This is a genomic window from Arthrobacter sp. 01T428 (assembly GCF_056398685.1).
Window position 1 is genome coordinate 313,472 of sequence record NZ_JBFTPW010000001.1, and the last position, 22,630, is coordinate 336,101.

Annotated in this window: 24 protein-coding genes; 14 read left to right on the forward strand and 10 right to left on the reverse strand. The window is 64.2% G+C overall.

Annotated features, from left to right (window positions below; all coding sequences use genetic code 11):
• Positions 1-6 precede the first annotated feature (6 nt).
• Entirely contained in the window at positions 7-510 is a 504-nt protein-coding gene (locus AC1DJB_RS01515; RefSeq protein ID WP_059387454.1) for an Lrp/AsnC family transcriptional regulator, read from the reverse strand.
• 131 nt (positions 511-641) lie between these two features.
• Here AC1DJB_RS01515 and AC1DJB_RS01520 point away from each other — a divergent pair, with 131 nt between their 5' ends.
• On the forward strand, positions 642-1,805 hold the full coding sequence (locus tag AC1DJB_RS01520; RefSeq protein ID WP_284991379.1) for a trans-sulfuration enzyme family protein: 1,164 nt from the start codon (positions 642-644) through the stop codon (positions 1,803-1,805).
• A gap of 6 nt (positions 1,806-1,811) precedes the next feature.
• On the opposite strand, the gene AC1DJB_RS01525 is transcribed toward AC1DJB_RS01520, so the two are convergent.
• On the reverse strand, positions 1,812-3,086 hold the full coding sequence (locus AC1DJB_RS01525) for an MFS transporter (protein ID WP_284991380.1): 1,275 nt from the start codon (positions 3,084-3,086) through the stop codon (positions 1,812-1,814).
• 107 nt (positions 3,087-3,193) lie between these two features.
• Between AC1DJB_RS01525 and AC1DJB_RS01530 the strand changes: the two genes are divergently transcribed.
• Positions 3,194-4,168 carry a LysR substrate-binding domain-containing protein gene (locus AC1DJB_RS01530; protein ID WP_332601992.1) on the forward strand — a complete coding sequence of 325 codons (975 nt, stop codon included), beginning with the start codon at positions 3,194-3,196 and terminating at the stop codon, positions 4,166-4,168.
• 34 nt (positions 4,169-4,202) lie between these two features.
• Positions 4,203-5,117, forward strand: coding sequence for an N-acetylglucosamine kinase (locus tag AC1DJB_RS01535; protein ID WP_441432540.1), 915 nt, complete (start codon positions 4,203-4,205; stop codon positions 5,115-5,117).
• A gap of 9 nt (positions 5,118-5,126) precedes the next feature.
• Here AC1DJB_RS01535 and AC1DJB_RS01540 read toward each other — a convergent pair whose 3' ends face one another.
• Positions 5,127-6,170, reverse strand: coding sequence for a pirin family protein (locus tag AC1DJB_RS01540; RefSeq protein WP_441432539.1), 1,044 nt, complete (start codon positions 6,168-6,170; stop codon positions 5,127-5,129).
• 56 nt (positions 6,171-6,226) lie between these two features.
• Here AC1DJB_RS01540 and AC1DJB_RS01545 point away from each other — a divergent pair, with 56 nt between their 5' ends.
• From AC1DJB_RS01545 to AC1DJB_RS01575, 7 genes are all read left to right on the forward strand, one after another.
• On the forward strand, positions 6,227-6,685 hold the full coding sequence (locus tag AC1DJB_RS01545) for an NUDIX hydrolase (protein WP_059387458.1): 459 nt from the start codon (positions 6,227-6,229) through the stop codon (positions 6,683-6,685).
• A 137-nt stretch (positions 6,686-6,822) separates the two neighbouring features.
• Entirely contained in the window at positions 6,823-7,908 is a 1,086-nt protein-coding gene (locus AC1DJB_RS01550; protein WP_332601989.1) for an ABC transporter ATP-binding protein, read from the forward strand.
• The gene (locus AC1DJB_RS01555; protein WP_284991389.1) at positions 7,908-8,630 is read left to right on the forward strand and encodes an ABC transporter permease; all 723 of its coding nucleotides are present in this window, start codon (positions 7,908-7,910) and stop codon (positions 8,628-8,630) included. The genes AC1DJB_RS01550 and AC1DJB_RS01555 overlap by 1 nt, the downstream gene beginning before the upstream one ends.
• Positions 8,627-9,373 carry an ABC transporter permease gene (locus tag AC1DJB_RS01560; RefSeq protein WP_284991390.1) on the forward strand — a complete coding sequence of 249 codons (747 nt, stop codon included), beginning with the start codon at positions 8,627-8,629 and terminating at the stop codon, positions 9,371-9,373. The genes AC1DJB_RS01555 and AC1DJB_RS01560 overlap by 4 nt, the downstream gene beginning before the upstream one ends.
• Positions 9,370-10,314 carry an ABC transporter substrate-binding protein gene (locus AC1DJB_RS01565; protein WP_284991392.1) on the forward strand — a complete coding sequence of 315 codons (945 nt, stop codon included), beginning with the start codon at positions 9,370-9,372 and terminating at the stop codon, positions 10,312-10,314. Before AC1DJB_RS01560 ends, AC1DJB_RS01565 begins: the two co-directional genes overlap by 4 nt.
• A 142-nt stretch (positions 10,315-10,456) precedes the next feature.
• Positions 10,457-11,677 (forward strand): pyridoxal phosphate-dependent aminotransferase, encoded by a 1,221-nt coding sequence (locus tag AC1DJB_RS01570; RefSeq protein WP_059387460.1) that lies wholly within the window; start codon positions 10,457-10,459, stop codon positions 11,675-11,677.
• Between the two features lie 50 nt (positions 11,678-11,727).
• Positions 11,728-12,582 carry a polyphosphate kinase 2 family protein gene (locus AC1DJB_RS01575; protein ID WP_059387461.1) on the forward strand — a complete coding sequence of 285 codons (855 nt, stop codon included), beginning with the start codon at positions 11,728-11,730 and terminating at the stop codon, positions 12,580-12,582.
• Here AC1DJB_RS01575 and AC1DJB_RS01580 read toward each other — a convergent pair.
• Both AC1DJB_RS01580 and xseA read right to left on the reverse strand, forming a co-directional pair.
• Positions 12,579-12,836 (reverse strand): exodeoxyribonuclease VII small subunit, encoded by a 258-nt coding sequence (locus AC1DJB_RS01580; RefSeq protein WP_059387462.1) that lies wholly within the window; start codon positions 12,834-12,836, stop codon positions 12,579-12,581. The two genes, AC1DJB_RS01575 and AC1DJB_RS01580, sit on opposite strands and share 4 nt — an antisense overlap.
• Positions 12,837-12,839: 3 nt before the next feature.
• Positions 12,840-14,195 (reverse strand): exodeoxyribonuclease VII large subunit, encoded by a 1,356-nt coding sequence (xseA, locus tag AC1DJB_RS01585; RefSeq protein WP_441432664.1) that lies wholly within the window; start codon positions 14,193-14,195, stop codon positions 12,840-12,842.
• 246 nt (positions 14,196-14,441) lie between these two features.
• Here xseA and AC1DJB_RS01590 point away from each other — a divergent pair, with 246 nt between their 5' ends.
• Positions 14,442-15,332, forward strand: coding sequence for a hypothetical protein (locus tag AC1DJB_RS01590; protein WP_476909845.1), 891 nt, complete (start codon positions 14,442-14,444; stop codon positions 15,330-15,332).
• Complete coding sequence (locus AC1DJB_RS01595; protein ID WP_284991398.1) at positions 15,329-16,414, forward strand: 4-hydroxy-3-methylbut-2-enyl diphosphate reductase; 1,086 nt, start codon at positions 15,329-15,331, stop codon at positions 16,412-16,414. The genes AC1DJB_RS01590 and AC1DJB_RS01595 overlap by 4 nt, the downstream gene beginning before the upstream one ends.
• An 80-nt stretch (positions 16,415-16,494) precedes the next feature.
• On the opposite strand, the gene AC1DJB_RS01600 is transcribed toward AC1DJB_RS01595, so the two are convergent.
• On the reverse strand, positions 16,495-17,709 hold the full coding sequence (locus tag AC1DJB_RS01600) for a DNA recombination protein RmuC (RefSeq protein WP_059387464.1): 1,215 nt from the start codon (positions 17,707-17,709) through the stop codon (positions 16,495-16,497).
• A gap of 123 nt (positions 17,710-17,832) precedes the next feature.
• Between AC1DJB_RS01600 and ychF the strand changes: the two genes are divergently transcribed.
• Entirely contained in the window at positions 17,833-18,918 is a 1,086-nt protein-coding gene (ychF, locus tag AC1DJB_RS01605; RefSeq protein ID WP_441432537.1) for a redox-regulated ATPase YchF, read from the forward strand.
• 21 nt (positions 18,919-18,939) lie between these two features.
• On the opposite strand, the gene AC1DJB_RS01610 is transcribed toward ychF, so the two are convergent.
• From AC1DJB_RS01610 to AC1DJB_RS01620, 3 genes are read right to left on the reverse strand one after another with little or no spacing between them, the layout of a single operon-like run.
• Complete coding sequence (locus AC1DJB_RS01610; protein WP_441432536.1) at positions 18,940-19,707, reverse strand: SCO1664 family protein; 768 nt, start codon at positions 19,705-19,707, stop codon at positions 18,940-18,942.
• On the reverse strand, positions 19,707-20,261 hold the full coding sequence (locus AC1DJB_RS01615; protein ID WP_307052557.1) for a DUF3090 domain-containing protein: 555 nt from the start codon (positions 20,259-20,261) through the stop codon (positions 19,707-19,709). Before AC1DJB_RS01615 ends, AC1DJB_RS01610 begins: the two co-directional genes overlap by 1 nt.
• Positions 20,262-20,285: 24 nt before the next feature.
• Entirely contained in the window at positions 20,286-20,978 is a 693-nt protein-coding gene (locus AC1DJB_RS01620) for a histidine phosphatase family protein (RefSeq protein ID WP_441432535.1), read from the reverse strand.
• A gap of 342 nt (positions 20,979-21,320) precedes the next feature.
• Here AC1DJB_RS01620 and AC1DJB_RS01625 point away from each other — a divergent pair, with 342 nt between their 5' ends.
• Positions 21,321-21,833 carry a DUF1877 family protein gene (locus tag AC1DJB_RS01625; protein ID WP_284991403.1) on the forward strand — a complete coding sequence of 171 codons (513 nt, stop codon included), beginning with the start codon at positions 21,321-21,323 and terminating at the stop codon, positions 21,831-21,833.
• Between the two features lie 13 nt (positions 21,834-21,846).
• Here AC1DJB_RS01625 and AC1DJB_RS01630 read toward each other — a convergent pair whose 3' ends face one another.
• Positions 21,847-22,626, reverse strand: a complete 780-nt coding sequence (locus AC1DJB_RS01630; RefSeq protein WP_441432534.1) for an alpha/beta fold hydrolase — start codon at positions 22,624-22,626, stop codon at positions 21,847-21,849.
• Positions 22,627-22,630 lie beyond the last annotated feature (4 nt).

The following is a 22,630-nucleotide window of genomic DNA, read 5'->3' on the forward strand; positions in this document are numbered from 1 at the left end:
CAGCCGTTATTCCGGCAGCGGCCCGTGGTTGCCCTGGATGTGGGCGAAGACCAAAGTGGTCTCGGTGTGGCCCACCACGGGGTCGGTGGCGAGGTTGTCCAGGACCCAGTCGCGGAGGTCGTCGGTGTTGGCGACCGCGATATGCAGCAGGTAGTCCACGGAGCCGGAGGTGTGGAACGTGGAGATCACTGCAGGGAGGGCGGGGACCCGGGCCGTGAAGCGGTCGATCTGGTCGCGGTCATGCGCGCGAAGGCGCACGGCGATCAAGGCCTGCACCGATCGGCCGATCGCCGGGAGGCTGAGGACTGCTTCGAAACCCTCGATAATGCCGCGTTCGGAGAGTGACCTCGTACGCATGAGCGCCGTCGACGGAGCAATTCCGACGAGTTCGGCCAGCTGCTTGTTGGAGATCCGGGCATCGTCGACCAAAGCCGCCAGGATGCGCTCATCGATCGCATCCAATGGCTCGCTGGTGCCGACGGGCCGAACGTTCTTCGGGGTGATGGTCACGGATCCTCCTGAAATTGCTGTCTATTCATCATAGGTGCCAGTTTCCACTCAATCCATTCATTTGCACTGTCAATCTCCGAATTATTGCCAGATACTGACCGAATTCAACGGTGAATAATTCAAGGAGAGCAGTGACAGCCATCGATACACTCGCAGTCCACGCCGGCCGGACGGGACTCACGGAGCAGGGCGTGCATGCCGTTCCCATCGACCTTTCAACCACTGCGCCTTTGCCTTCTGTCCACGACGGCGGCCTCGCCTACGAGCAGATGGCCACGGGCGGCGTGCCCCTCGACGGTCAGAGCACGGTGTACCAACGTCTCTGGAATCCTACGGTAGCCAGGTTCGAAGACGGCGTAGCGGCGCTCGAGGGCGCTGCGCAAGCTGTCGGTTTTGCCTCGGGGATGGCTGCGTTCAGCGCCGTGCTGCTCGCCGCCCAATCAGAAGGCAAGACGCACGTGGTTGCGGTGCGGCCACTCTATGGCGGCACGGACCACGTCCTGGCCAGCGGCCTGCTGGGTAACCAGGTCACCTTCGTCAAGGCCGACGGCGTGCGGGATGCCCTTCGTCCGGACACCGGCCTGGTGGTGGTGGAAACCCCGGCCAACCCGAGCCTGGATCTTGTGGACCTGAACCGCCTGGTGGCCGACGCCGCAGACGTTCCGGTGCTCGTGGACAACACGTTCGCGACGCCGATCCTCCAGCAACCGCTCAAGCACGGCGTCGCGATGGTGCTCCACAGTGCCACGAAATTCCTGGGCGGCCACGGCGATGCCATGGGCGGCGTGGTGGCAACCAGTGCGGAGTGGGCCACGCGGCTGCGCCGGGTCCGTGCCGTGACGGGCGGCATCCTGACTCCTTGGCCCGCCTACCTGTTGCACCGCGGCCTGGCGACACTTCCCATCCGGGTGCGTGCCCAACAGGACCACGCCCACAAGATCGCGGCGGCGCTCGCGAGTCACGAACTCGTGGCCAAGGTGTACTACCCGGGGCTTCCCGAGTGCGATCCACTGCACCTGGTCGGCACGCAGATGAGTGGTCCGGGCTCGTTGATCTCCTTCGATCTCGAGTCGGCCGAGCATGCGGAGCGCATTCCGGGCGCTGTCCGCCTCATCACCCACGCGGTATCGCTGGGCGGCATCGACACGCTGATCCAACACCCCGCCGGATTGACCCACCGCCCGGTTGCCCCGGAGGCCAAGCCCCAGGCGCGCATGCTCAGGCTTTCCATCGGCTTGGAAGATCCCGCCGACATCATCGACGACCTGGTCCAGGCCCTCGAGTCCACCCGGTAGGGCCCGCTACTTTCCCCGTCCGGCCGGGTTCAAGGAGCCGACGACGGCGAGCTGCGGCGCCGGGGATCGGTGCACGACGGCGGTGATCACCGCCGTCGTGCATCCCAAGGCGATGACCGTCCAGGCGAGTGCGGTCCACCCGAAAGCCTGGAAGGCGAGTCCGCCGGCCCAGCCAATAATGCTGGACCCCAGGTAGTAGGAGAGGTTATACAACGACGCTGCTTGCGCGCGGCCGCTCGTCGCGATGGTCCCGGTCCAGCCTGCTCCGATGCTGTGCGCGGCGAAAAAGCCGCCGGTAAAGACCACCAAGCCAGCCAGAACCGCGGCGAGGTTGTCCCACAGGGTGAGTCCCAGTCCGGCCGTCATTGTCGCGATCCCGGCGAGCATGACCGTGCGGCGGCCGAATCTCATGGACAGTCCGGCTCCCCAGCGGGAGCTCACGGTTCCGGACAAGTAGGCCAGGAAAATCAGGCTGACCACGGTGGCGGGCAGTCCGAAGGGCGCGGCATGGAGGCGGAAGCCGAGGTAGTTGTAGACGGCCACGAAGCCGCCCATCAAGAGGAACGCTTGAATGTATAGGGCCAGCAGCCGCGGATTAGCGGAATGGTCCGCCAACGTCTTCATGGCGCCGCGGAAACCTCCGGCCGAGCGTGGGGTGAAGCGGCGTGGCTTCGGGACCAGCAGCAGAAAGAGGGCGGCCGACGCCGTCGCCAGGATGGAGACCGCGAAGGCGGCGGCCCGCCAACCCCACAATTCACCGATGGGTCCCGCGAGCAAGCGGCCGGCAAGACCGCCGAGGGTGGTTCCGGCGACGTAGCTGCCGGCAGCGAGCGCAGCGTGCACTTTGTTGACTTCTTCATTCAAGTACGCGATGGCGATCGCCGGGATACCGCCGAGGGCCATGCCCTCCAGCGCCCGCAAAGCGAGGACAAGCGGAAAGGTGGGGGCCAGGGGGACGAGCAGGCCCAAGACGGTGGCCGCCGCGATTCCGATGGCCATGGCACGCACGCGGCCGATCTTGTCGGCGACGAAGGACCACGGCAATACCGTTGCCGCTAGGCCCACCGTGGCCAAGGAAATCGTGAGCGCAGCCTCGGCCGCCGTGATGTGCAGCTCATTTGCCATGAGCGGCAAGACGGCCTGGGTGGAGTACAGCTGCGCGAAGGTGGCCACGCCGGCGAGGGCCAGGCCGGCGAGGATACGCCGGTAAGCGGTGGAGCCCTTCAGATGGCCTTCCCAATCGGTCTCTGCGGGGCTCTTGGCGGCTGCGTTTGTACTCACCCCTCCACAGTAGGGCGAGCATCAGTGATGACTCCAATGCATGATTCGCTTAATATTGATAGCGGACATGGATGGTTTTGAAGAGGTCGATCTGAGGGTGGACAAGCATGGACATCGAACACAAGCAACTGGTCCAACTGCTGCCGTTGCTCCCCCTGCTGGCTGAGCTTGGCCGGACGGAACATGTCACGGAGACGGCCGAGTTGCTCGGAGTACCCCAATCGACGGTGAGCCGGGCGCTGGCCCGGGCAAGCGCCGTCGTCGGGACCGAGCTCCTTGTCCGTGAAGGCCGCGGAGTCCGGCTGACCCAGGCCGCTAAGACGCTGCTTCCCTATATCGAAGCGGCGCTCGCGGAATTCCAGGCGGGGCTGGATGTGGTCCGGCACGAATCCGATGTTGTCCGCGGCAGAATCGCGGTGAGCTTCCAACACACATTCGGCGAGGCCACGTTGCCGCTGCTCATGAGCGCATTCCGGAGCCGGCACCCTTTCACGGCTTTCGAGCTCAGCCAAGGAGCCCGTGCCGCCTGCCTTGAATCGCTCATCGCCGGTGACGCCGACTTCGCCTTGACGGCACCCGTGGCGGCTCCGGGCAGGAACCTCGGCTCGGCTTCTCTGTACCGCGAGCCGTTGCGGCTAGTGGTCCATCACCGCCATCAGTTGGCCCGGCGGCCCAGCGTGCGGCTCGCCGAGCTCAAGCATGAGCCGTTCGTTTCCATGGGACCCGGTTTCGGCCTGCGCTCGCTAACCGACGCGATCTTCCGGGACGCGGGCTTCCGCCCGAGGATCGCTTTCGAGAGCCAGGACTCGCATACCATCCGAGGACTCGTGTCGGCCGGGCTGGGCTACAGCATCCTGCCGCCGGGAGGACTCGGGCCTGGACCACAAGGTGTCCTTGATTCCACGGACCTGGGGTGGGTGGAGGTATCGCTCGACTCGGAGCTCGCATACCGGGAGATAGGCATTGCCTGGCGCGAACGGCGCAAGGAACCGGACCCCGTCAGGCTCTTCCGCGAACTCGTGCTTTCCGAAGGGCCTGGGCTGCTCGCAGGCCTCGTCAAAGCGCGATCCGGAACCCAATAGGACCACCCGTTGCCCCCGCGCTAGGCTTTTGGACGTGGAGACTGCAGAGAACAAAACCCCCCGGCCCGACGCAACGGTCATCGGGCTCGACATCGGCGGCACCAAGACCCGCGGTGTCCGGTTCGAAGACGGCAAACCGGTCCGCGACGAAAGCACCGGCAGCTCGAACGTCCAGAACGTGAGCCGCGAGACGGCGGCCAGGAATCTCGCAGAGCTCTTCGCCATGATCGGCGGCGGCGACGTGGACCGGGTCCTTGCCGGGGCAGGCGGAATCGACACCGACGCCGATGCCCGCGCCCTCGCCGAGCTGATCGAACCCCATGTTCCAGGGGCGCAGGTCACGGTGGTCCACGATTCCCGGCTGCTACTGGCGGCAGGCCGGGCCAGCACGGGAGTGGCTGTCATTGCCGGAACCGGATCCGCGGCCTGGGGCAAGAATGCCGAGGGGGAAGAAGCCCGTGCCGGGGGCTGGGGCTTTCTCCTGGGCGATGAAGGCAGCGGATACTGGCTGGGTAGGGAGGCGGTGCGCCACAGCCTCCGGCGCATGAACAAAGGGCTGGAACCGGATGGCCTCACAGCGGCCCTCCTGGAATCCTGCGGGGTGGACGATCCCAACAAACTCATCGCGCTGTTCCACTCGGAGGACACCGACCGGCGGTACTGGGCCCAGCGCGCAAGCGCCGTAGTCGAGACCGCGCGGGAAGGCCTCGAGATCAGCCGCCAACTCCTGGACCAGGCAGGACGGGATCTCGCGGAACTCGCGGCGCAAGCCGTCCGGCAACTCGGCCTTCCCGGACCGGTGATTCTTGGCGGCGGGCTCGGCATGAACGTGGAGCCTTTACAGTCCGCTTTCCGGGCGGGACTGGCCGCACACGGGATCACCGATGTCCGGGTCCTAGACCAGGAACCGGTTTTCGGTGTGCTGCGGATTGTCGCAGAGCTGCCCTAGCCGGGACCGTTAGTCAGTAGCCCTGTTCCGGGACCTCGGCTTGAGCTGGACCCCTGGCATAGGCGGTGCGGGGATGCGCCCGGCTTCCGCTCCGGCGTCGGGCCCGTGGCCATGGATCCAACCGAAGCGCGCATTACGGGCGTCCTCGTCGCTCAGGAGCGCCTGGGCTTCCCAATCTTCGCGGGCCTGCGCCACTTCCTCGTGCGTCCGGCCCACGAAGTTCCACCACATCAGGATGTCCTCTTCGAAGGGTTCACCGCCCAGGAGCATGAAGCGGGTTCCCGGGGCTGCGTCGAGGCGGAGCGATTCCCGGCCCATGCCGAGGAATGCCAAGGGGCCGGGGTCGACTTCCTGGCCGTCGATCATCGCGGAACCGTCCAGGACCAGCACCGCATGCTCGAAATCGGGATTCAGAGGCAACTCGACGGCGCCCGAGGCTGAGACTTCCACGCCGACAATCGGGCTGAACATGACCGCGGGGGAGCGCTGTCCGGCGAACTCTCCCACGAGAACAGTGGCCCTGAAACCGTCCGCCACGACCACCGGCAGGTCGACGATCTGCTGGAACGACGGCGCACGGTGCCTCACGGCGTCGGGCAAAGCAACCCACAACTGAAGGCCCCGGGACAGCGGCAGGAGGTCGCCGCCGTCGGGCGCGTCCGGGTCGAGTCCTGCCGGCGGGACACCGAACTCGGAATGCGAAATGCCGCGACCGGCCGTCATGATGTTCAACTGCCCGGGACGGACCAGCACGTCGCTTCCGACGCTGTCGCGATGCCGCACCTCGCCCTGGAGGGGCCACGTGACCGTCTGAAGTCCCATGTGCGGGTGGGGAAGGACGCTCATCGCGATGCGGTCCGGGCCGAAGCTGTCCAGGAAGCACCAGGCTCCAACCGTCGGCATTCCGCGTTGGGGGAGGGTGCGCGAGACGTTCATGGCCCGGACGCCGCCGAGGGGAACCTCGCGGGCCGGCCAGAGCTGTACAAAAGGTCCTTGCCCGGGATGTCCGGCCGGGCAGACTTCCTGGGACGGGGCCGTTTCCAAGTTGGTCACAATACAACTCCATGTGCTGAACAGTGTTCCCTCCAGCTTAGGCCTAGGCTGGCTCCATGAGCATGCAGTTCGACACCCGCCCGGCCGCGTACGGAGTGGTCATCCGCGACGGAGCGATCCTTCTCGCCTATTGGAAGCAAGACGGCAAGGAAGGCTGGACCCTCCCCGGGGGAGGCCTGGATTTGGGGGAGCATCCAGTCGACGGTTGCCGCCGCGAGATCCAGGAGGAAACCGGATACGACGCCGACATCGGAGCGATGCTCGGCATCGACGTCGGCCACTGGCCGGGTGAGGAGCGGCTGGACGGATCAGGCCGTGATTTCCAGGCAATCCGGCTGGTCTACGAGGCAAGCATCACGGGCGGCGAATTGACCCACGAGATTGACGGCAGCACTACCCACGCCGCCTGGGTGCCACTGGGCAAGGTTCCCGGACTGAACCGGGTGTCACTGGTGGACATCGGCCTCCGCCTGCTCAGTGAGCGTCCCCTCAACGGAAAACTGCAGACGCCCTGAGCATTGCCGATTCATTACGGTCTTCGCGCCTGCACTGACATCGTCGGTGGTGCTGGTTAGGCTGTAGAACATCAGTTCGCTGTTGATTGAGTTCCATCGTTGATATTTGCGGCCCAAAAAGTTAGGTAAGCCCCGGAATGGCTGAAGCCATGATTGAGTTCCAGAGCGTCACCAAGCAGTATCAGGGCGGACAACCCGCTGTTGATGGATTGAGCATGTCCATCGACAAGGGTGCCATCACCGTGTTCGTCGGACCCTCGGGCTGCGGAAAGACCACGTCCCTGCGGATGATCAACCGCATGGTAGAGCCCACCTCGGGCACCATCACCGTGGCCGGCAAGGATGTCTCGAACGAACCTGCCGCCCAGTTGCGCCGCTCCATGGGTTACGTCATGCAGTCCTCAGGACTCATGCCGCACCGCTCGGTGCTGGACAACATTGCCACCGTTCCGCGGCTCAACGGCGTTTCCAGGGCGGCAGCCCGCAAACGCGCGGAAGAACTGCTCGACGTCGTCGGGCTGGCTTCCGTGCTCGGCAAGCGGTACCCGTCCCAATTGTCCGGCGGCCAGCAGCAGCGCGTCGGCGTGGCGCGAGCGCTCGCAGCCGACCCGCCCGTGCTGCTCATGGACGAGCCCTTCAGCGCGGTGGACCCGGTGGTCCGCGACGAACTTCAGCAGGAACTCCTCCGGCTCCAGCGCGAACTGGCCAAGACGATTGTTTTCGTCACCCATGACATCGATGAGGCCACCGTGCTCGGCGACAAAGTGGCCGTTTTCGCCGTCGGGGGCAAACTGGCGCAATACGCGGCACCCGAAGAGATCCTCCGGGCACCCGCCAATGACTTCGTGGCCTCGTTCGTTGGCCGTGACAGGGGATTCCGGCACCTTTCCTTCAACGGCGCCGATGCTGTTCCGGTGCATCCGGTCAAGACCGTGGAAGCCCCGCACGTTGCCGCGGGCAGCACCGAATGGGCGCTGGTGCTCGACGGCGACTCCCGGCCTATGGGATGGGCTTCACCACGCGACCGCGCCGGGCTGATTCCCGGTGGGTCCTTGTTCCGGCGCGGAGACACGCTCCGCAGGGCGCTGGATGCCGCGTTGTCCTCGCCTTCCGGCCTTGGCGTGGTGGTGGACGACGACGGGCGGCTCGAGGGCGTCCTCAAAGCCGATGAAGTGCTGGCGCTCATCGAACAGACCCGGCACAACCGGGAGGACGCCCCCTGATGGAATGGTTCCTGGCGAACAGCGGCATGGTCTTCGAACGGGCTGGCGAGCACCTTGTCCTGGCTTTGATTCCCATGGTTCTGGGTCTGCTCATTGCGGTGCCCTTGGGGCAACTGGCCCGCCGGAACCGTACCCTCAGGACCGTGGTCACTACAGCAAGTTCCCTGCTGTACACCATTCCCTCATTGGCGCTTTTCATCATCCTGCCGCCGATCCTCGGAACCCGGATCCTGGATCCACTCAACGTGGTGGTTGCCCTCACCATGTACGCCGTTGCCCTGCTCGTGCGGGCTGCCATGGACGCCTTCGACTCCGTGGACGACGACCTCCGCATGGCGGCAGTGTCCATGGGATTCAAGCCGACCGCACGGTTCCTCCAGATCGACCTTCCGCTTTCCTTGCCTGTGCTTTTTGCTGGCCTGCGCGTGGTGTCCGTCAGCAATATCTCCCTCGTCAGCGTCGCCGCGCTTCTAGGCGTCGGGAACCTGGGAATGCTGTTCACCGACGGGCTGCAGCGGGCGTTCGTCACTGAGGTGGTGATCGGCATCATCGCGATTCTCCTGCTTGCCCTCGTCATGGACACGTTCCTGGTCCTGCTCGAGAAACTGCTGACCCCCTGGACGCGGGCGAGCGCCGCAACCACCAGACAGGATGGCAAAGCCGACAGTAAAGCGGCGCAGTTCATCGCGGATGCCGAGATCCACGGGGAGGCCGCCCGATGAGCAACATCTTCGTTGACACCCTCGCTTGGCTCACGGATCCGGTCCACTGGTCAGGAAGCGGCGGAATCGCCACAAGGCTCTTGGAACACCTGCAGTACTCCGGGCTGGTCCTCGTAATTGCCGCGGCGATCGCCGTGCCGGTGGGCCTCTTCATCGGCCACACGGGACACGGACGCGTGGTCGCCGTCGCGTTCGCCGGGGCCTTGCGGGCACTTCCGACCCTCGGCCTGCTTGTCCTCTTTGCCCTGTTGGCTGGAAGCGGACTCATGCCCCCGGTTTGGGCCCTCGTCATCTTGACAGTGCCACCGCTCTTGGCCGGGACCTACGCCGGGATTTCCAGCGTGGATCCAACGGTGGTTGACGGGGCCCGGGCCATGGGCATGACGGAACTGCAGATCTTGTTCCGGGTAGAGCTGCCCAACGGACTCCAGGTCATGTTCGGCGGCATCCGCACGGCGGTCCTTCAGGTCATCGCGACGGTTTCCGTGGTGGCATACCTTCCGCTGGGCGGCCTGGGGCGTTATCTTTTTGACGGATTGGTCCTTCAGGACTTCCCCCGCATGCTCGGCGGGTCACTGCTCATCGCGGCGTTGGCAATCGCCGTCGACCTCGTTCTGGCCGTGGCGCAGAGGATCCTCCTCCCGCCCGGACTTTCCATCGATTCCAGCGGCGGCCACAAGGCCGCCGGAGATCTCGCAGCCGCCGCACCGGCGGGGGCTGCCGTTCAAGGAGGTACCGCATGAAGCAACCCGTCACCCTGACCCGCCGCGGGCTCGGCGGCCTGGCGGCCGGAGTCGGCATTGCCCTTGCACTCAGCGCATGTGGCGGCAGCCCGCTGTCCAGCCCGTCCACCAACGCCCCCTCCGGGGCCGGCGGCTCGCTCACGGTGGGCTCGGCAGATTTCCCCGAGAGCCAGGTCATCGCCGAAATCTACGCCGGAGCACTGAACGCCGCCGGCGTTACCGCTACGACAAAGCCCAATATCGGATCCCGCGAGATCTACTTCAAGGCCGTACAGGACGGTTCGATCGATCTCGCCCCTGACTACTCCGGAAACCTGTTGTCCTACCTGGACACGAACGCCACGCAGGTATCGGCCGATGATGTCTACAAGGCGCTGCCCGGGAAGCTTCCGCAGGGCTTGGGAGTGCTCGATCCCGCCAAGGCTGAGGACAAGGACGCCATGGTTGTCACGAAGGCCACGGCGGAGAAGTACCAGCTCAAGTCCATCGAGGACCTCGCCAAGGTCTGTGGGGACCTCACGATGGCAGCACCGGCAACCTTTGAGACCCGCGCCTACGGGTTCCCTGGCCTCAAAGCCAACTACAACTGCGTGCTCAAGGGCCTGAAGCCGTTCAGCGACGGCGGCGGGAACCTCACGCTGCAGGCCCTGCTGACCAATGATGTCCAGGTTGCCGACATCTACACCACCACGCCGTCCATCCAGGACAACGCGCTGGTGGTCCTGGATGATCCCAAGAACAACTTCAAGGCCCAGCAGGTCCTCCCGCTGTACAACATGGCCAAGATGACGGACAAGGCGAAGGCAGCCCTCAACAACGTTTCGAAGATCCTCACCACGGACGACCTCATCAACCTGAACCGCGCGGTCAGTGGCAACCAAAAGCAGAATCCAAAGGACGCTGCAGCCGCTTGGCTCAAGGACAAAGGGATCGTGAAGTAGCTTTCCCAAGCAGTGCCCGGCGGCGGAGGCCCCGGCTAAGGACGACGGCGGCGAGGAACCCTGGTGTGGGCCTCGCCGCCGTCGTCCCCAATGTGAGTGATGTCTCAACGGAAGTACATCCCCGGTGTGGCATATTTGATGAATGGCAGAATTCAAGCAGTCCACCAAGCTTCATAATGTCCTTTACGACATCCGTGGACCGATTCTTCAGGCCGCCCAGCAGATGGAGGCAGAGGGTCACCGCATCCTCAAACTGAATATCGGAAACCCGGCACCGTTCGGATTTGAAGCGCCGGACGCGATCTTGGTGGACATGATCCGCCACCTGCCGCATGCCCAGGGATACAGCGATTCGCGCGGAATTTTCTCGGCCCGTACCGCCGTCTCGCAGTACTACCAGACCCGCGGCATTCAAAACATCCACGTTGACGACATCTACCTTGGCAACGGCGTCAGCGAGCTCATCACCATGTCCCTCATGGCCTTGCTGGAGGTGGGGGATGAGATCCTCATTCCCACTCCCGACTACCCGCTCTGGACCGCCTCGGTGGCACTTGCCGGCGGCCGTCCGGTCCACTATCTGTGCGACGAGGAATCGGGCTGGCAGCCGGACCTCGAGGACATGGAATCGAAGATCACGCCTCAAACCAAGGGCATCGTGGTCATCAACCCCAACAACCCCACGGGTGCCGTGTACCCGGAGGAAACCCTCAAGAAGATCGTAGCCCTCGCTGAAAAGCATGGACTCGTTGTGTTCGCCGACGAGATCTACGAGAAGATCCTCTACGAAGACGCTGTCCACGTGAATCTTGCCGGACTCACCGGCGACGATGTCCTCTGCCTGACGTTCAGCGGATTGTCCAAGGCCTACCGGGTATGTGGCTACCGCGCCGGCTGGATGGCTATCTCCGGCCCCAAGAAAGACGCCGCAGACTACCTCGAGGGCATCAACCTGCTGGCCAACATGCGCCTTTGCGCCAACGTGCCGGCCCAGCATGCCATCCAGACCGCCCTCGGTGGCCACCAAAGCATCAACGATCTCATCTTGCCCGGCGGCAGGCTCCTCGAACAGCGGAACAAGGCCTACGATCTGCTCAACGCCATCCCCGGTGTCAGCACACAACAGGCCAGGGGTGCCCTCTATCTGTTCCCGAAGTTGGACCCCGAGGTCTATCACATCCGCGACGACGAGAAATTCGTCCTCGACCTGCTCAAAGAACAAAAAATTCTCGTCTCACACGGACGCGCCTTCAACTGGGTGCGGCCTGACCACTTCCGCATGGTGACCTTGCCGAACGTCAAGGACATTGAAGAAGCGATTGGACGCATGGCGGACTTCCTCGGGCGGTACCAAGGCAACTAGCCTGTTGTGCAAGCCGCGACGAATGCGGCCGGACCAGAGGGGACATCGATATGGCCGGGACCAAGGAGTTCACCAAGCAGGTATCCACGATCTTGAAGGCCGGGCCTGGATTCTCGCTGGATGCAGCAGACCCCGAATCGACGCCCGGCTACAAGGGAAAGAAGTCTGACGGCGTCGCCTTGCTGGCAGCGCAGGACGGTCGTTTGGACGTCCTGCAGGAGATGCTCTTTGCCGAGGGAAAATTCGGCAGTTCCAAACGAGTGCTGTTGATCCTCCAAGCCATGGACACGGCGGGCAAAGGCGGGATTGTTGAGCACGTCGTCGGATCGATGGATCCCCAGGGTGTCAAGGTTGCTCCGTTCAAGGCTCCGACTGATGAGGAGAAGGCCCACGATTTCCTGTGGCGGATCGAGAGGGCACTGCCGGCCGCGGGATTCGTCGGGGTTTTTGACCGATCCCACTACGAGGACGTGCTGATCCACCGGGTGCACGGTTGGGCCAATGAAGATGAACTGGAACGACGCTATGCGGCCATCAACGAGTTCGAGGCAGGCTTGGCCGAACAGGGCACGGCGATCGTCAAAGTCATGCTCAACATCAGCCGCGATGAACAAAAAACGCGACTGCTGGCGCGATTGGATGATCCGTCCAAGCACTGGAAGTACAGCACAGGCGATCTCAAGGAACGCGCGTTTTGGGATTCCTATATGGAGGCCTATCAGCTGGTCTTTGAGAAGACCTCAACGGAGGTAGCGCCCTGGTATGTGGTTCCGGCGAACAAGAAATGGTTCGCGAGGATCGCCGTCCAGGAGCTTCTGCTTGAGGCCCTCGGGAAGCTGGACCTGAGCTGGCCGAAAGCCGACTTTGACGTGTCGGCGGAACGGGCGATGGCCGTCCAATCCTAAGAGGCCGTCGCTTCATCCTCGCCGTTGTTCCGGGCCGCGGCCAACCTTCTGCGGGCACCCTCCAGCCACTCTTCGCAGCGCTTCGCCAAAGCCTCGCCGCGTTCCCAGAGAGCGAGTGATTCCTCAAGGCTTGCTCCGCCGGCTTCGAGGCGGCCAACGATGGCCATGAGCTGCTCGCGGGCTTCCTCGTAGCTGAGGGCGTCCAGGTCCTCAGCGGAAGCCTTGGCCGCAGGGGATGTGTTTTCTGCTGTCATTTCTTAGTCCTCATTTTGCTTGTGCTGGCTGGGTTGTCCGGCAGGTGCCATGGTTCCGGAAGATACAGCGCCAAGGCGGCCTTCCGCCAAACGGAGCGTCAGCTCCGTGCCGTCAGGGGCCTGGTCCGGGTTCCGGACGACGTCGTGTCCCACTCCGTCCGCTCCCGCAAGCTGGACGACGGCGTACCCGCGGTCCAAGGTTTTTTGGGGGGACAATGCCCTTACCTGGGCGCGAAGGTGGTGCACCTGGTCAAGTGCGCGGATAACCGCGGAGCTCACCGCAGTGTGGGCGTGCTTCCGGAGCCGTTCGACGTCGTCCTCCCGCGCCGTGACCATTCCTTCGGGGGACGCCAGCACAGGGCGTGATCTCAGCGCGTGGAGTCGATCCGTTTCGCGGTCCACGAGGCGTCCCACGCCGCGGCGTAGCTGCTCGCGGGCCTGGCGTACCCTCGCCAATTCCTCGGCGACGTCAGGGACGATCCTCTTTGCGGCGTCGGTGGGCGTGGATGCGCGAAGGTCGGCGACGTCGTCCAGGATGGGATGGTCGGCTTCATGGCCAATTGCGCTGACCACCGGAGTGGCCGCCGCGGATACTGCCCGGACGAGCTCTTCGTTGCTGAACGGAAGCAGATCTTCCAGGGCTCCGCCACCACGGGCGATCACGATCACGTCCACGTGCGGATCGGCGTCGAGCTCCTTGAGCGCAGCCAGGATCTGGCCGACCGCCGTGACACCCTGGACTGCGACTTCCCGGACGGCGAATTCGACGGCGGGCCAGCGAAGCGCTGCGTTGCGCAGGACGTCTTTCTTGGCGTCGGAATCGCGGCCGGTGATGAGCCCGATCCGGTGGGGGAGCAAGGGCAGCCGTTTCTTCCTCGAGTCTGAAAGAAGCCCTTCAGCGCCAAGGGCCTGGCGCAAGCGCTCGATTCTGGCGAGGAGATCGCCGAGGCCGACGGGACGGATGTCCTTGATCGACATGTTGAGCCGGCCGGTCTTGAGCCAGAATTCAGGTTTCACCAAGGCCACGACGCGTGAGCCACGCTCCAGCGGCATCTTCTGGCGGTCCAGGACATTGGACCACAACGATGCGGGCAAGGAGATCTCTGCGTCGGTATCACGCAGCGTCACGAAGGCGCTGCCGCCGCGACGGTTGAGCTCGATGACCTGGCCTTCGATCCAAGCGGCCGGAGCCCGTTCTATGTGGGTCTTGAGCTTGCGGGACAGCAACTGCAGCGGCCAAGGATTGTCGGGACTGGTCTCCGACGCCGTCGCCGGAAGGGTTGACTCTGCCTTCGTGGGTTCTCCTTGGCGGGACTCTTCGTCCTCTGATCCAGGGTTCGGGAATCCCGAAATCGGCAACCCGCGTGGCGCCCCGCCGGGTACGGCGTCATAGGACACGCGGGTAGCCTCCTGTTGGTGGCTGGTGCATGGTTCTGTCCTCGCTGGTACTTTGCTAGGGGTGCCGGAAGCATTCCTGCTATAAGAGCTACTGAAAATTTGCTACCGAAAAGCAGGCGGCAGGCTTCCAACTCTATCCATACCTTGTAGCATGCATGGCCGACATTTACCCGTCGTCGCCCCGCCTGGAACTGCTGCACTCCAAACTTGAGGAATCCATTGCGCTCGTTCGTCTCTGCAATCGCAGTGATCTTTGCCCTTCTGCTCACAGCAATCGCCGTCCCGATGGCATGGACGGACACCAACATCGTCCGGGAAGACGGGTTTGTGGCGCTTACCTCTTCGATCGGGAAGGATCAAGCGTTCCAAGCGCGCCTGGCGGCTACTGCCGTCGCAAGCCTGGAATCCAAGGTCAACCTGCCGGCGCCGGTGGAACAACTTGGCGCTTCCTTCCTCAAGGACGCGGCCACCGCGATGACCACGTGGCCCGAATACCCGCAAGCGTGGAATGAAACCGTACGCCGGAGCCACCAACTGACTTTCGCAGGCAGTGCCCGCCCCGGGAACTCGACCGCGGGAACGTCCTTGGTGCTCGACGTCGGCCCCTTGGTCAAGCTTGCCGCTGACCGGCTGCACGCGGCAACGGGCCTCCCCATTGCGACGCCGGACTCCACGCTGATCAACATCGGCGGCCCCGCCCAGCGCCAGCAGGTAGATGACATCGCCGCATATGCGCCGATGTGGTGGATTCCCGGCCTCGGCGCCGTCCTGCTGTTTGCCCTGGGCCTGCTTGCCGCGAGGCGCCGGGGTGTGGTTCTCCTCTTTGCCGGACTGGGCTTGGCCGCAGTCGCGGCGCTGTGGCAAGTGGCCACGACGGTGCTGAAGGGCGCAGGCGATGCGGGCCTGGGCGGAACCGCTACGGGTGGCCTCTTCGCGCGTGAGCTGCTGGCAGCGGCGGTCGACAATTTCGCCGGCTGGATCACCATCGCCTGGATTGCCGCTGGAGTGCTCGCGCTTCTTGGCCTGCTCGGCGTGATCTTCTCACGCAAAGCCAGGCCGAGCGTGCGGGTGAACGCTGCCGGTAGCATGGAGGGATGACCAGCTCAGCAGTTTCCATTCCGATGCCCTCTGTCCCGCGTAGGCGTCGGACGCCGGAAGAGGTGCTGGCCGCCGCTCCGGTCGCCGGCCCCAAGCGCGTCTTGCTCGCGGCCCCCCGCGGATATTGCGCAGGCGTCGACCGTGCGGTCATCGCGGTGGAGAAGGCACTGGAACACTATGGGCCGCCGGTTTACGTGCGCAAGCAGATCGTGCATAACGTCCACGTGGTCACCTCGCTGGAGGAGAAGGGTGCCATCTTCGTTGAAGAGACGGACGAGGTACCCGAAGGCGCCCTCGTGATCTTCTCGGCCCATGGCGTGTCCCCGGCGGTCGTGCAATCGGCCGAAGACCGTGGTCTTCGGACCATCGATGCCACCTGCCCGCTTGTCACGAAGGTGCACCGCGAAGCCGTCCGCTTCGCCAAGGAAGACTACGACATTCTCCTGATCGGCCACGACGGCCACGAGGAAGTGGAAGGAACGGCGGGCGAAGCCCCGGACCACATCCAGATCATCAATGGTCCGCATGAGGTGGACAAGGTCACTGTGCGCAATCCGGAGAAGACCATCTGGCTTTCGCAGACCACGCTGAGCGTCGACGAGACCATGGAGACCGTCCGGATGCTCAAGGAGCGGTTCCCCACGTTGCAGGATCCGCCCAGCGACGACATTTGCTATGCCACTACCAACCGCCAAGTGGCCATCAAGAAGATTGCCCCGCAGGCCGACCTCGTGATTGTGGTGGGATCTGCGAATTCTTCCAACTCCGTGCGGCTCGTCGAAGTGGCGCTTGAATATGGCGCCAAGGCCTCTTACCGGGTCGATTTCGCGAACGAAGTCGACGAGAGCTGGTTCGAAGGCGTTGCCACCGTGGGCGTGACGTCTGGCGCTTCCGTTCCGGAGGTCCTGGTCCAGGACGTTCTCCGATTGCTGGCCGACTACGGTTACGGTGCGGTTGAAGAGGTGGTGACGGCGGAGGAAGACCTGCTGTTCTCCCTGCCGAAGGAACTGCGCGCCACCCTCAAAGAGGCCGGGGACGTCACTCGCGCCTTGGGTGGGCGCGGGAACCGACCGACTTCGTAGTCTGGGTTCTGGGTCCTGGGTCCTGGGTCCTGGGTCCGGGCCCAGCACAGGGTGCGGGCCCGGACGACTACCAGACAGTCCTAGGCCGCGGATTCGTCTTCGATCAGTTCGGGTGCGGCAAGGGTCCGCGGCACGGCTTCCACGGCCGACGGCGACACCAGCCCGTCGGTGTCCATGGAGTTGAGCTTCCGTGCGGTGGGCAAGACGCGTGCTTCCAGCGTTCCGACCAGCGCGTTGTAGCGATCCACCGAGGTCTTCAGCGACGAACCCAGCTTGCCTACGTTGTCACCGAGCGTCCCCATGCGTTCGTAGAGCTGCCGGGCGAGCTCGAAGAGCTCCCGGGCATTGTCCGTCAGGACGTCCTGGCGCCAGGTGAAGGCGACGGACTTTAGAACTGCCAACAAGGTGCCGGGGGACGCGAGCACCACGTTCCGGGATAGGGCGTGATCCAAGAGTGCAGGGTCCGCTTCGAGGGCGGCGGCCAGGATGGACTCCGCGGGCAGGAAGCAGATCACCAGCTCTGGCGAGTTGCCGGGGATGTCCCAGTACTTCTTGGACCCCAGGGCATCCACGTGGGACTTGAGGGCCTTCGCATGTGCGAGCAGCAGGGCATCCGCGCCGTTGCCCACAGATTGGAGGCCGTTGACCCGCTGGGTGGAATTGCCCTGTTCCTGGGCAGCGAGGTAGGACGCCAACGGAACCTTGGCGTCCACCACCAACTGCTTTCCACCCGGCAACTGGACCACAAGATCCGGCCGGACGGCGTTGTCGGCGGACGCGGAATGCACTTGCTCATGGAAATCGACGTGACGCAGCATGCCGGCGGCCTCCACCACCCGGCGCAGCTGGACTTCACCCCACTGCCCCCTGGCACTGTTCGACCGAAGGGCGGAGGCCAGTGCGTGCGTGGAGCGCAGGAGTTGTTCATCGGACAGCCGGGCTTCCTGGAGCTGTTGGGCAAGCTGGCCGTACTGCTCCAAGCGATCACGCTCCAGAAGCGAGACCTGTTGCTGGACGGCCGTCAGCTTCTCGGCAACGGGGGCGAGCGCGCGCAACACACTGCCATCCTGGTTCCTGGACTCGTTCAGTTCACGGTTCTGCGACAGCAGAAGCCGCCGTTCGGCGTCGGCGGCGGCAAACTGGGCGTTCACCGCGGCAAGCCGGGCGGAGACGCCGTCGAAATCTTCCTCAAGCGCGGCAGTGCGGCGCCTGAACAGCAGGAAACCAGCCACCACCCCGGCGGCCGCTCCCAGAAGAAGCATGAACAAAGCGAGTATTACTGCAAAACCATCCATGTCTCCAACCTTGGCATAGGGGTCGGACAATATAGCGAAGCCGGATCAAGGCACCCGGGCGTGGGGTCCACGGTTCCACCCGCGAAAGCGGAGAGGGGCACTCAACGGGTAGAATCAATGCTCGTGGCTCTTACTATTGGCATCGTCGGACTGCCCAACGTCGGCAAATCAACTCTTTTCAACGCACTGACCCGCAACCAGGTGCTGGCCGCGAACTACCCGTTCGCCACCATCGAGCCAAACGTCGGCGTCGTCAACCTCCCGGACCCGCGCCTGCAGAAGTTGGCGGAGGTCTTCGGATCGCAGCGCCTCCTGCCCGCGGTCGTCTCGTTCGTTGACATCGCAGGTATCGTCAAGGGCGCCTCCGAGGGCGAAGGCCTGGGCAACAAGTTCCTCGCGAACATCCGCGAAGCAGAAGCCATCGCCCAGGTCATCCGCGTCTTCGATGACCCCGACGTTGTTCACGTCGACGGCAAAGTCGATCCGCGCTCGGACATTGAGACGATCAACACCGAACTGATCCTGGCCGATCTCCAGACGATCGAAAAGGCCATTCCCAGGATCGAAAAGGAAGTCAAGATCAAGAAGCGGGAAGCCGCGGAACTCGCAGCGATCCTGGCTGCCCAGGCCGTCTTGGAACGTGGCGACACGATCTTCTCCTCGGTCAAGAGCGACAAGCTCGAGATGGAGCACCTCAAAGAGCTCAGCCTCCTCACGGCCAAGCCCTTCATCTACGTCTTCAACTCGGACGAAGGAATCCTCGGCAACCCGGAAAGGCAAGAGGAACTGCGCGCCATGGTGGCGCCGGCGGACTGCATTTTCCTTGACGCCAAGCTCGAATCGGATCTCGTCGAACTCGACGAGGAAGAAGCCCGCGAGATGCTCGAGATGAACGGCCAGGACGAATCCGGCCTCGACCAGCTGGCACGCGTCGGCTTCCACACGCTTGGACTGCAGACCTACCTGACTGCTGGTCCCAAAGAAGCCCGCGCCTGGACCATCCACCGTGGCGACACCGCGCCCCAGGCCGCTGGAGTCATCCACACGGATTTCCAGCGCGGATTCATCAAGGCCGAAGTTGTCTCCTTCGATGACCTCATCGCCGCCGGGTCCATGGCCGAGGCAAAGTCCCGCGGCAAGGTCCGAATTGAAGGCAAGGAATACGTCATGGCCGACGGCGACGTGGTGGAGTTCCGCTTCAACGTCTAGCCCCTGCGGGAGGGCAATTCCCTAGAACAGCGGCCAAGGCACCGCCGACATCTCGCCGCTCGGAGCCGGAAACCGCCCTGCCAAACGCAACCGGGCGCAGCGCGCGGCGAGCGATGCGATTTCTTCGGCGCTGAGCAATTCCGCCAGGTTTCGGCCCAGCCCACCGTGCAGTCCTTCGCTGACACGATCGATGCCCTCGCGTTCCTCGGCGGTCAGAGGGTCTCCCAGCCATCCCCACAGCACCGTGCGCAGCTTGTGGTCGCGGTGAAAGGTGAGCCCATGGTCCACGCCGTGCCGGTGTCCGTCCGGCATGGCAAGAATGTGGTCGCCCTTGCGGTCGGCGTTGTTGACGACTGCGTCGAACACCGCAATGCGCCTGAGCGCTGGCGAGTCTTCGTGAACGAGGGTGACCATGCGTCCGTTCCCATCCCGTCCCTCGAGAACGTGCTTCCAGCCCGTCTCCGGCACGTGGTCTGTCGCCACGAGGTCCACGGCGTTTTGGGCGGGGTCTTGCTCCTGCCAGAGCTGCACCATTCCTTCGCCCATCGGACCATCGCGCAGCCAGGTGTGCGGCACGATGTCCCAGCCGAATGCCTGCGAGACCAGGTACGCGGCCACCTCCCGGTGGGCCAGGGTGCCGTGGGGAAAGTCCCACAGCGGAGTTTCGCCGGCTTTCGGCTTATAGACGACCACCACGTCGCCGATGCTGCCCAGAAATGTAGCGTTTGAAGCCGTCGTGATGCGGCCGGTGAGCGTCAACTCGGCGGTCCCGAGCTCCGGCGTCGGCATCAGACCTCGGGAAGGGTGCAGATGTGCCCGTCGGCGTCGATGGGGTACCCGCAGAGCGGGCACGTCGGACGCCCGGCGCCCACGATCTCACGGGTGCGCTTGGCGAAGGCGCGGGCCGTGCCGACCGGCATGCGGACCAGCAGCATTTCGGTCTCGTTAGCGCTGTCCTCATCGTTGTCGTTGTCGTCGGCGTCGGCGTCGGCATCGGTGATGGGGAAGGCCTCTAGTACGATCTGGGCCGTGGTTGGGTCCCACCCTAAGCTCATGGCGCCGGTGCGGAACTGCTCCTCAACGGACTCGAGCTGGTCATTGTCGACAAGTTCAACGGGAGTACCCGTGGGGACGCTGAAGGGGTTGCCCTCCACGGTGATGAGCTGGTCGAGAATTTCGTCGATCTTCTCCGCGAGCAGAGCCGACTGCTCTTTCTCCAGGGCCACAGTCACGATCTGCGTCCCGGCGCGCACCTGCAGGTAGAACGTGCGCGCCCCCGGAAGGCCAATGGTGCCGACGACGACCCGATCAGGCCAGGCAAACTCGTGAACACGTGTAGGCATGTCAGTATTCTAGGCACATGAGGTTCATGGCGCCTTCCGCCCTGGACCGCCGCCCACCGGCGCATCGCCGGACTGGATGCCGTTCGACAGCCAGGACAGATCACCCGCATCGGTGTTGGTCGCGTAGACGCTCGGCTGGTTACCGCCGTAGCGCACGATCGATACGGAAGCGGGGTTCACGGTAATACGCTGGAACAGGTCAAGGTGCATGCCGAGCGCGTCGGCGAGGATTGACTTGATGATGTCACCGTGACTTACCGCAACCCACACAGCTCCTGGCCCGTACTCGGCTTCGAAGGCTGCATCGTGGCGCCGAATCGCGGCCACCGACCGGGCCTGCATCGCGGCCATGGATTCACCTCCGGGAAAGACGACGGCGGACGGTTGGGACTGCACAACCGGCCACAGATCCTCGGTCGCGAGATCACTGAGCATGCGGCCCTGCCACTGACCGTAATCGCACTCGGTGAGATCGGGATCGACCGGCGCGTACGGCGTGCCAGCCTGGCGATCGAGGATGAGCTGGGCGGTCTGCTGACAACGCTCAAGCGGGCTCGACACCACCGCGACCAAGGGCACCGCGGCGAGCCGGTCTCCAGCCAGAGCCGCCTGGTCGCGCCCGACCTGGTCCAGGCTGATGCCGACCGACCGCCCGGCCAGCAGCCCGGTGGCATTGGCTGTGGTGCGGCCGTGCCGCACGAGGATAACTGTCGCCATCCACCCAGCCTAACCACCCGCTCGCTGCGGTGGCTCGGATATTTACGCCGTCCTATCCGGCACGGGGTAGACCAGGGCGACTTCGCCGGCCGGATGCCTGCTGCCCACGGCGATCACGGCGTTTACATCCTGGTCAGGTGCCCGGTCTTTCGCCGATGACCGATCCCCGCCGTTGCCGAAGATCGTGCGGCCGGGCAGATCGCGGCCATCACGCCTCTCAGGGGTGCGTGAACAAATCGGTGCGGCTGGTCATCGACATGCCGGTACAGTTCATCTCGCGAGTTATCCACATAACGCAACTCAGCCCTCCTGCGCAGCTTGCGCTTTGGCAATACTTGGTGAATGGGAATCAGATATTACGCATATGCATTCGACGGCGAACTCACTGAACAGGTGCTTTCCGACCCGATGACCTTCGTGTCCGTCGATCCACTTGCTGATGCTTGGGGCCTTGACCCTGGTGTCGGGACCAGCGGTACCACCTTCGAACAATTGATATCTGAGCGCGACATGCTCTATCTGGACAAGGCATGGCGGCATCTGCAGGTTCTCACGGCCCCATTGGGGGCGGCCATGGCGGCGCGACCCGCTTTTCGTATGTTTGAAGGCAACGTGACCATGCATGGCGAAGGTTGGGATCCGTGGGTAAGGGCCCTGACTCCGTCCGAGGTTTTGTCGATTGCTCAGGACTTGGACGATATCTCTGATGCGGAGGTAAGGCAGCGGTTGCCGGATTCGCCATATGTCGATCGGGACCTTGACGTCGAGTATGCCGTTGGCTATCTTCGACGGGCCCGGGTCTTCGCCACCAATCTCGCCGACGAGGGGCGCGGCATGGTCTACCTGATCGGGTAACGATCATCCTGGCTTAGCCCCAACCGGCGACATCCTGGCTCAGGATATTAGGCCAGGTTTCGACGTCCTCCGGGGTGCGGGCTACTGTCAGCGTTGCTTGGGGGAGCAGCGCGGTAAGGGTTTCCGCGGTTGACAGCGGGTGGCCCGGATCATCGACCCAGGCCAGGATCGTCGCCGGTACGTCGATTCGCGCGAGGGCCTCAAGATCAGGCAGATCGCTGAGTGCCGCGCCTCGAAACAACGACGGCAAGAGGGCGTCGGCGACGTCGGGCACGGTCTCTGGCGCCCCAATTGTGGCCGGCGGCGGTGTTGCCCCGCGCGTGGTGTCCAGGAATTCCTCGACGCCAACAGCCTCGATAAGCGCCGCGGCAGCCCGGTAGTTTGCAGCCTGGGCGGCTCGGGTTTCCCACGCGGTGGGTGGCACCATCAGCGTGAGCCCGCTAAAGCGGCCAGGCTCGCGGGAAGCGGCGTGCAAGAGCGTGCCGGTACCCATCGAGGGACCGACTCCGTGGACACGTTCGCCTGGGAACCAGCGATCGAGCAGCCGCAGGAGGTCATCGGCGAGGTTTTGCCATTGATAGTCCTCGGGGACCTTGCGCCCTGTCGACCGGCCATGGCCGCGTGCGTCGTACCGCAGCAGTCGAGTTCCACTCAGCCCTCGGCCGAGGTCGAGGTTGAGCACCCGATCACGCGCGCGGCTTGATGTCAGGCCATGCAGTTGGACAACCGGGTGTCCACCTTCGTCGCTCAAAGCAACCGCAAGCTCGGCTCCGGGAACCTCGAAAGTGGGCATCAGG

Excerpts from the sequence above, each read along its gene's own strand:
- AC1DJB_RS01630 (WP_441432534.1), bottom strand. The coding sequence starts at position 22,626 with ATGCCCACTTTCGAGGTTCCCGGAGCCGAGCTTGCGGTTGCTTTGAGC.
- AC1DJB_RS01550 (WP_332601989.1), top strand. The coding sequence starts at position 6,823 with ATGGCTGAAGCCATGATTGAGTTCCAGAGCGTCACCAAGCAGTATCAG.
- AC1DJB_RS01580 (WP_059387462.1), bottom strand. The coding sequence starts at position 12,836 with ATGACAGCAGAAAACACATCCCCTGCGGCCAAGGCTTCCGCTGAGGAC.
- AC1DJB_RS01530 (WP_332601992.1), top strand. The coding sequence starts at position 3,194 with ATGGACATCGAACACAAGCAACTGGTCCAACTGCTGCCGTTGCTCCCC.
- AC1DJB_RS01600 (WP_059387464.1), bottom strand. The coding sequence starts at position 17,709 with ATGGATGGTTTTGCAGTAATACTCGCTTTGTTCATGCTTCTTCTGGGA.
- AC1DJB_RS01615 (WP_307052557.1), bottom strand. The coding sequence starts at position 20,261 with ATGCCTACACGTGTTCACGAGTTTGCCTGGCCTGATCGGGTCGTCGTC.
- AC1DJB_RS01560 (WP_284991390.1), top strand. The coding sequence starts at position 8,627 with ATGAGCAACATCTTCGTTGACACCCTCGCTTGGCTCACGGATCCGGTC.
- AC1DJB_RS01575 (WP_059387461.1), top strand. The coding sequence starts at position 11,728 with ATGGCCGGGACCAAGGAGTTCACCAAGCAGGTATCCACGATCTTGAAG.
- AC1DJB_RS01625 (WP_284991403.1), top strand. The coding sequence starts at position 21,321 with ATGGGAATCAGATATTACGCATATGCATTCGACGGCGAACTCACTGAA.
- AC1DJB_RS01545 (WP_059387458.1), top strand. The coding sequence starts at position 6,227 with ATGAGCATGCAGTTCGACACCCGCCCGGCCGCGTACGGAGTGGTCATC.
- AC1DJB_RS01620 (WP_441432535.1), bottom strand. The coding sequence starts at position 20,978 with ATGGCGACAGTTATCCTCGTGCGGCACGGCCGCACCACAGCCAATGCC.
- AC1DJB_RS01555 (WP_284991389.1), top strand. The coding sequence starts at position 7,908 with ATGGAATGGTTCCTGGCGAACAGCGGCATGGTCTTCGAACGGGCTGGC.
- AC1DJB_RS01610 (WP_441432536.1), bottom strand. The coding sequence starts at position 19,707 with ATGCCGACGCCGGAGCTCGGGACCGCCGAGTTGACGCTCACCGGCCGC.
- AC1DJB_RS01565 (WP_284991392.1), top strand. The coding sequence starts at position 9,370 with ATGAAGCAACCCGTCACCCTGACCCGCCGCGGGCTCGGCGGCCTGGCG.
- AC1DJB_RS01595 (WP_284991398.1), top strand. The coding sequence starts at position 15,329 with ATGACCAGCTCAGCAGTTTCCATTCCGATGCCCTCTGTCCCGCGTAGG.
- AC1DJB_RS01570 (WP_059387460.1), top strand. The coding sequence starts at position 10,457 with ATGGCAGAATTCAAGCAGTCCACCAAGCTTCATAATGTCCTTTACGAC.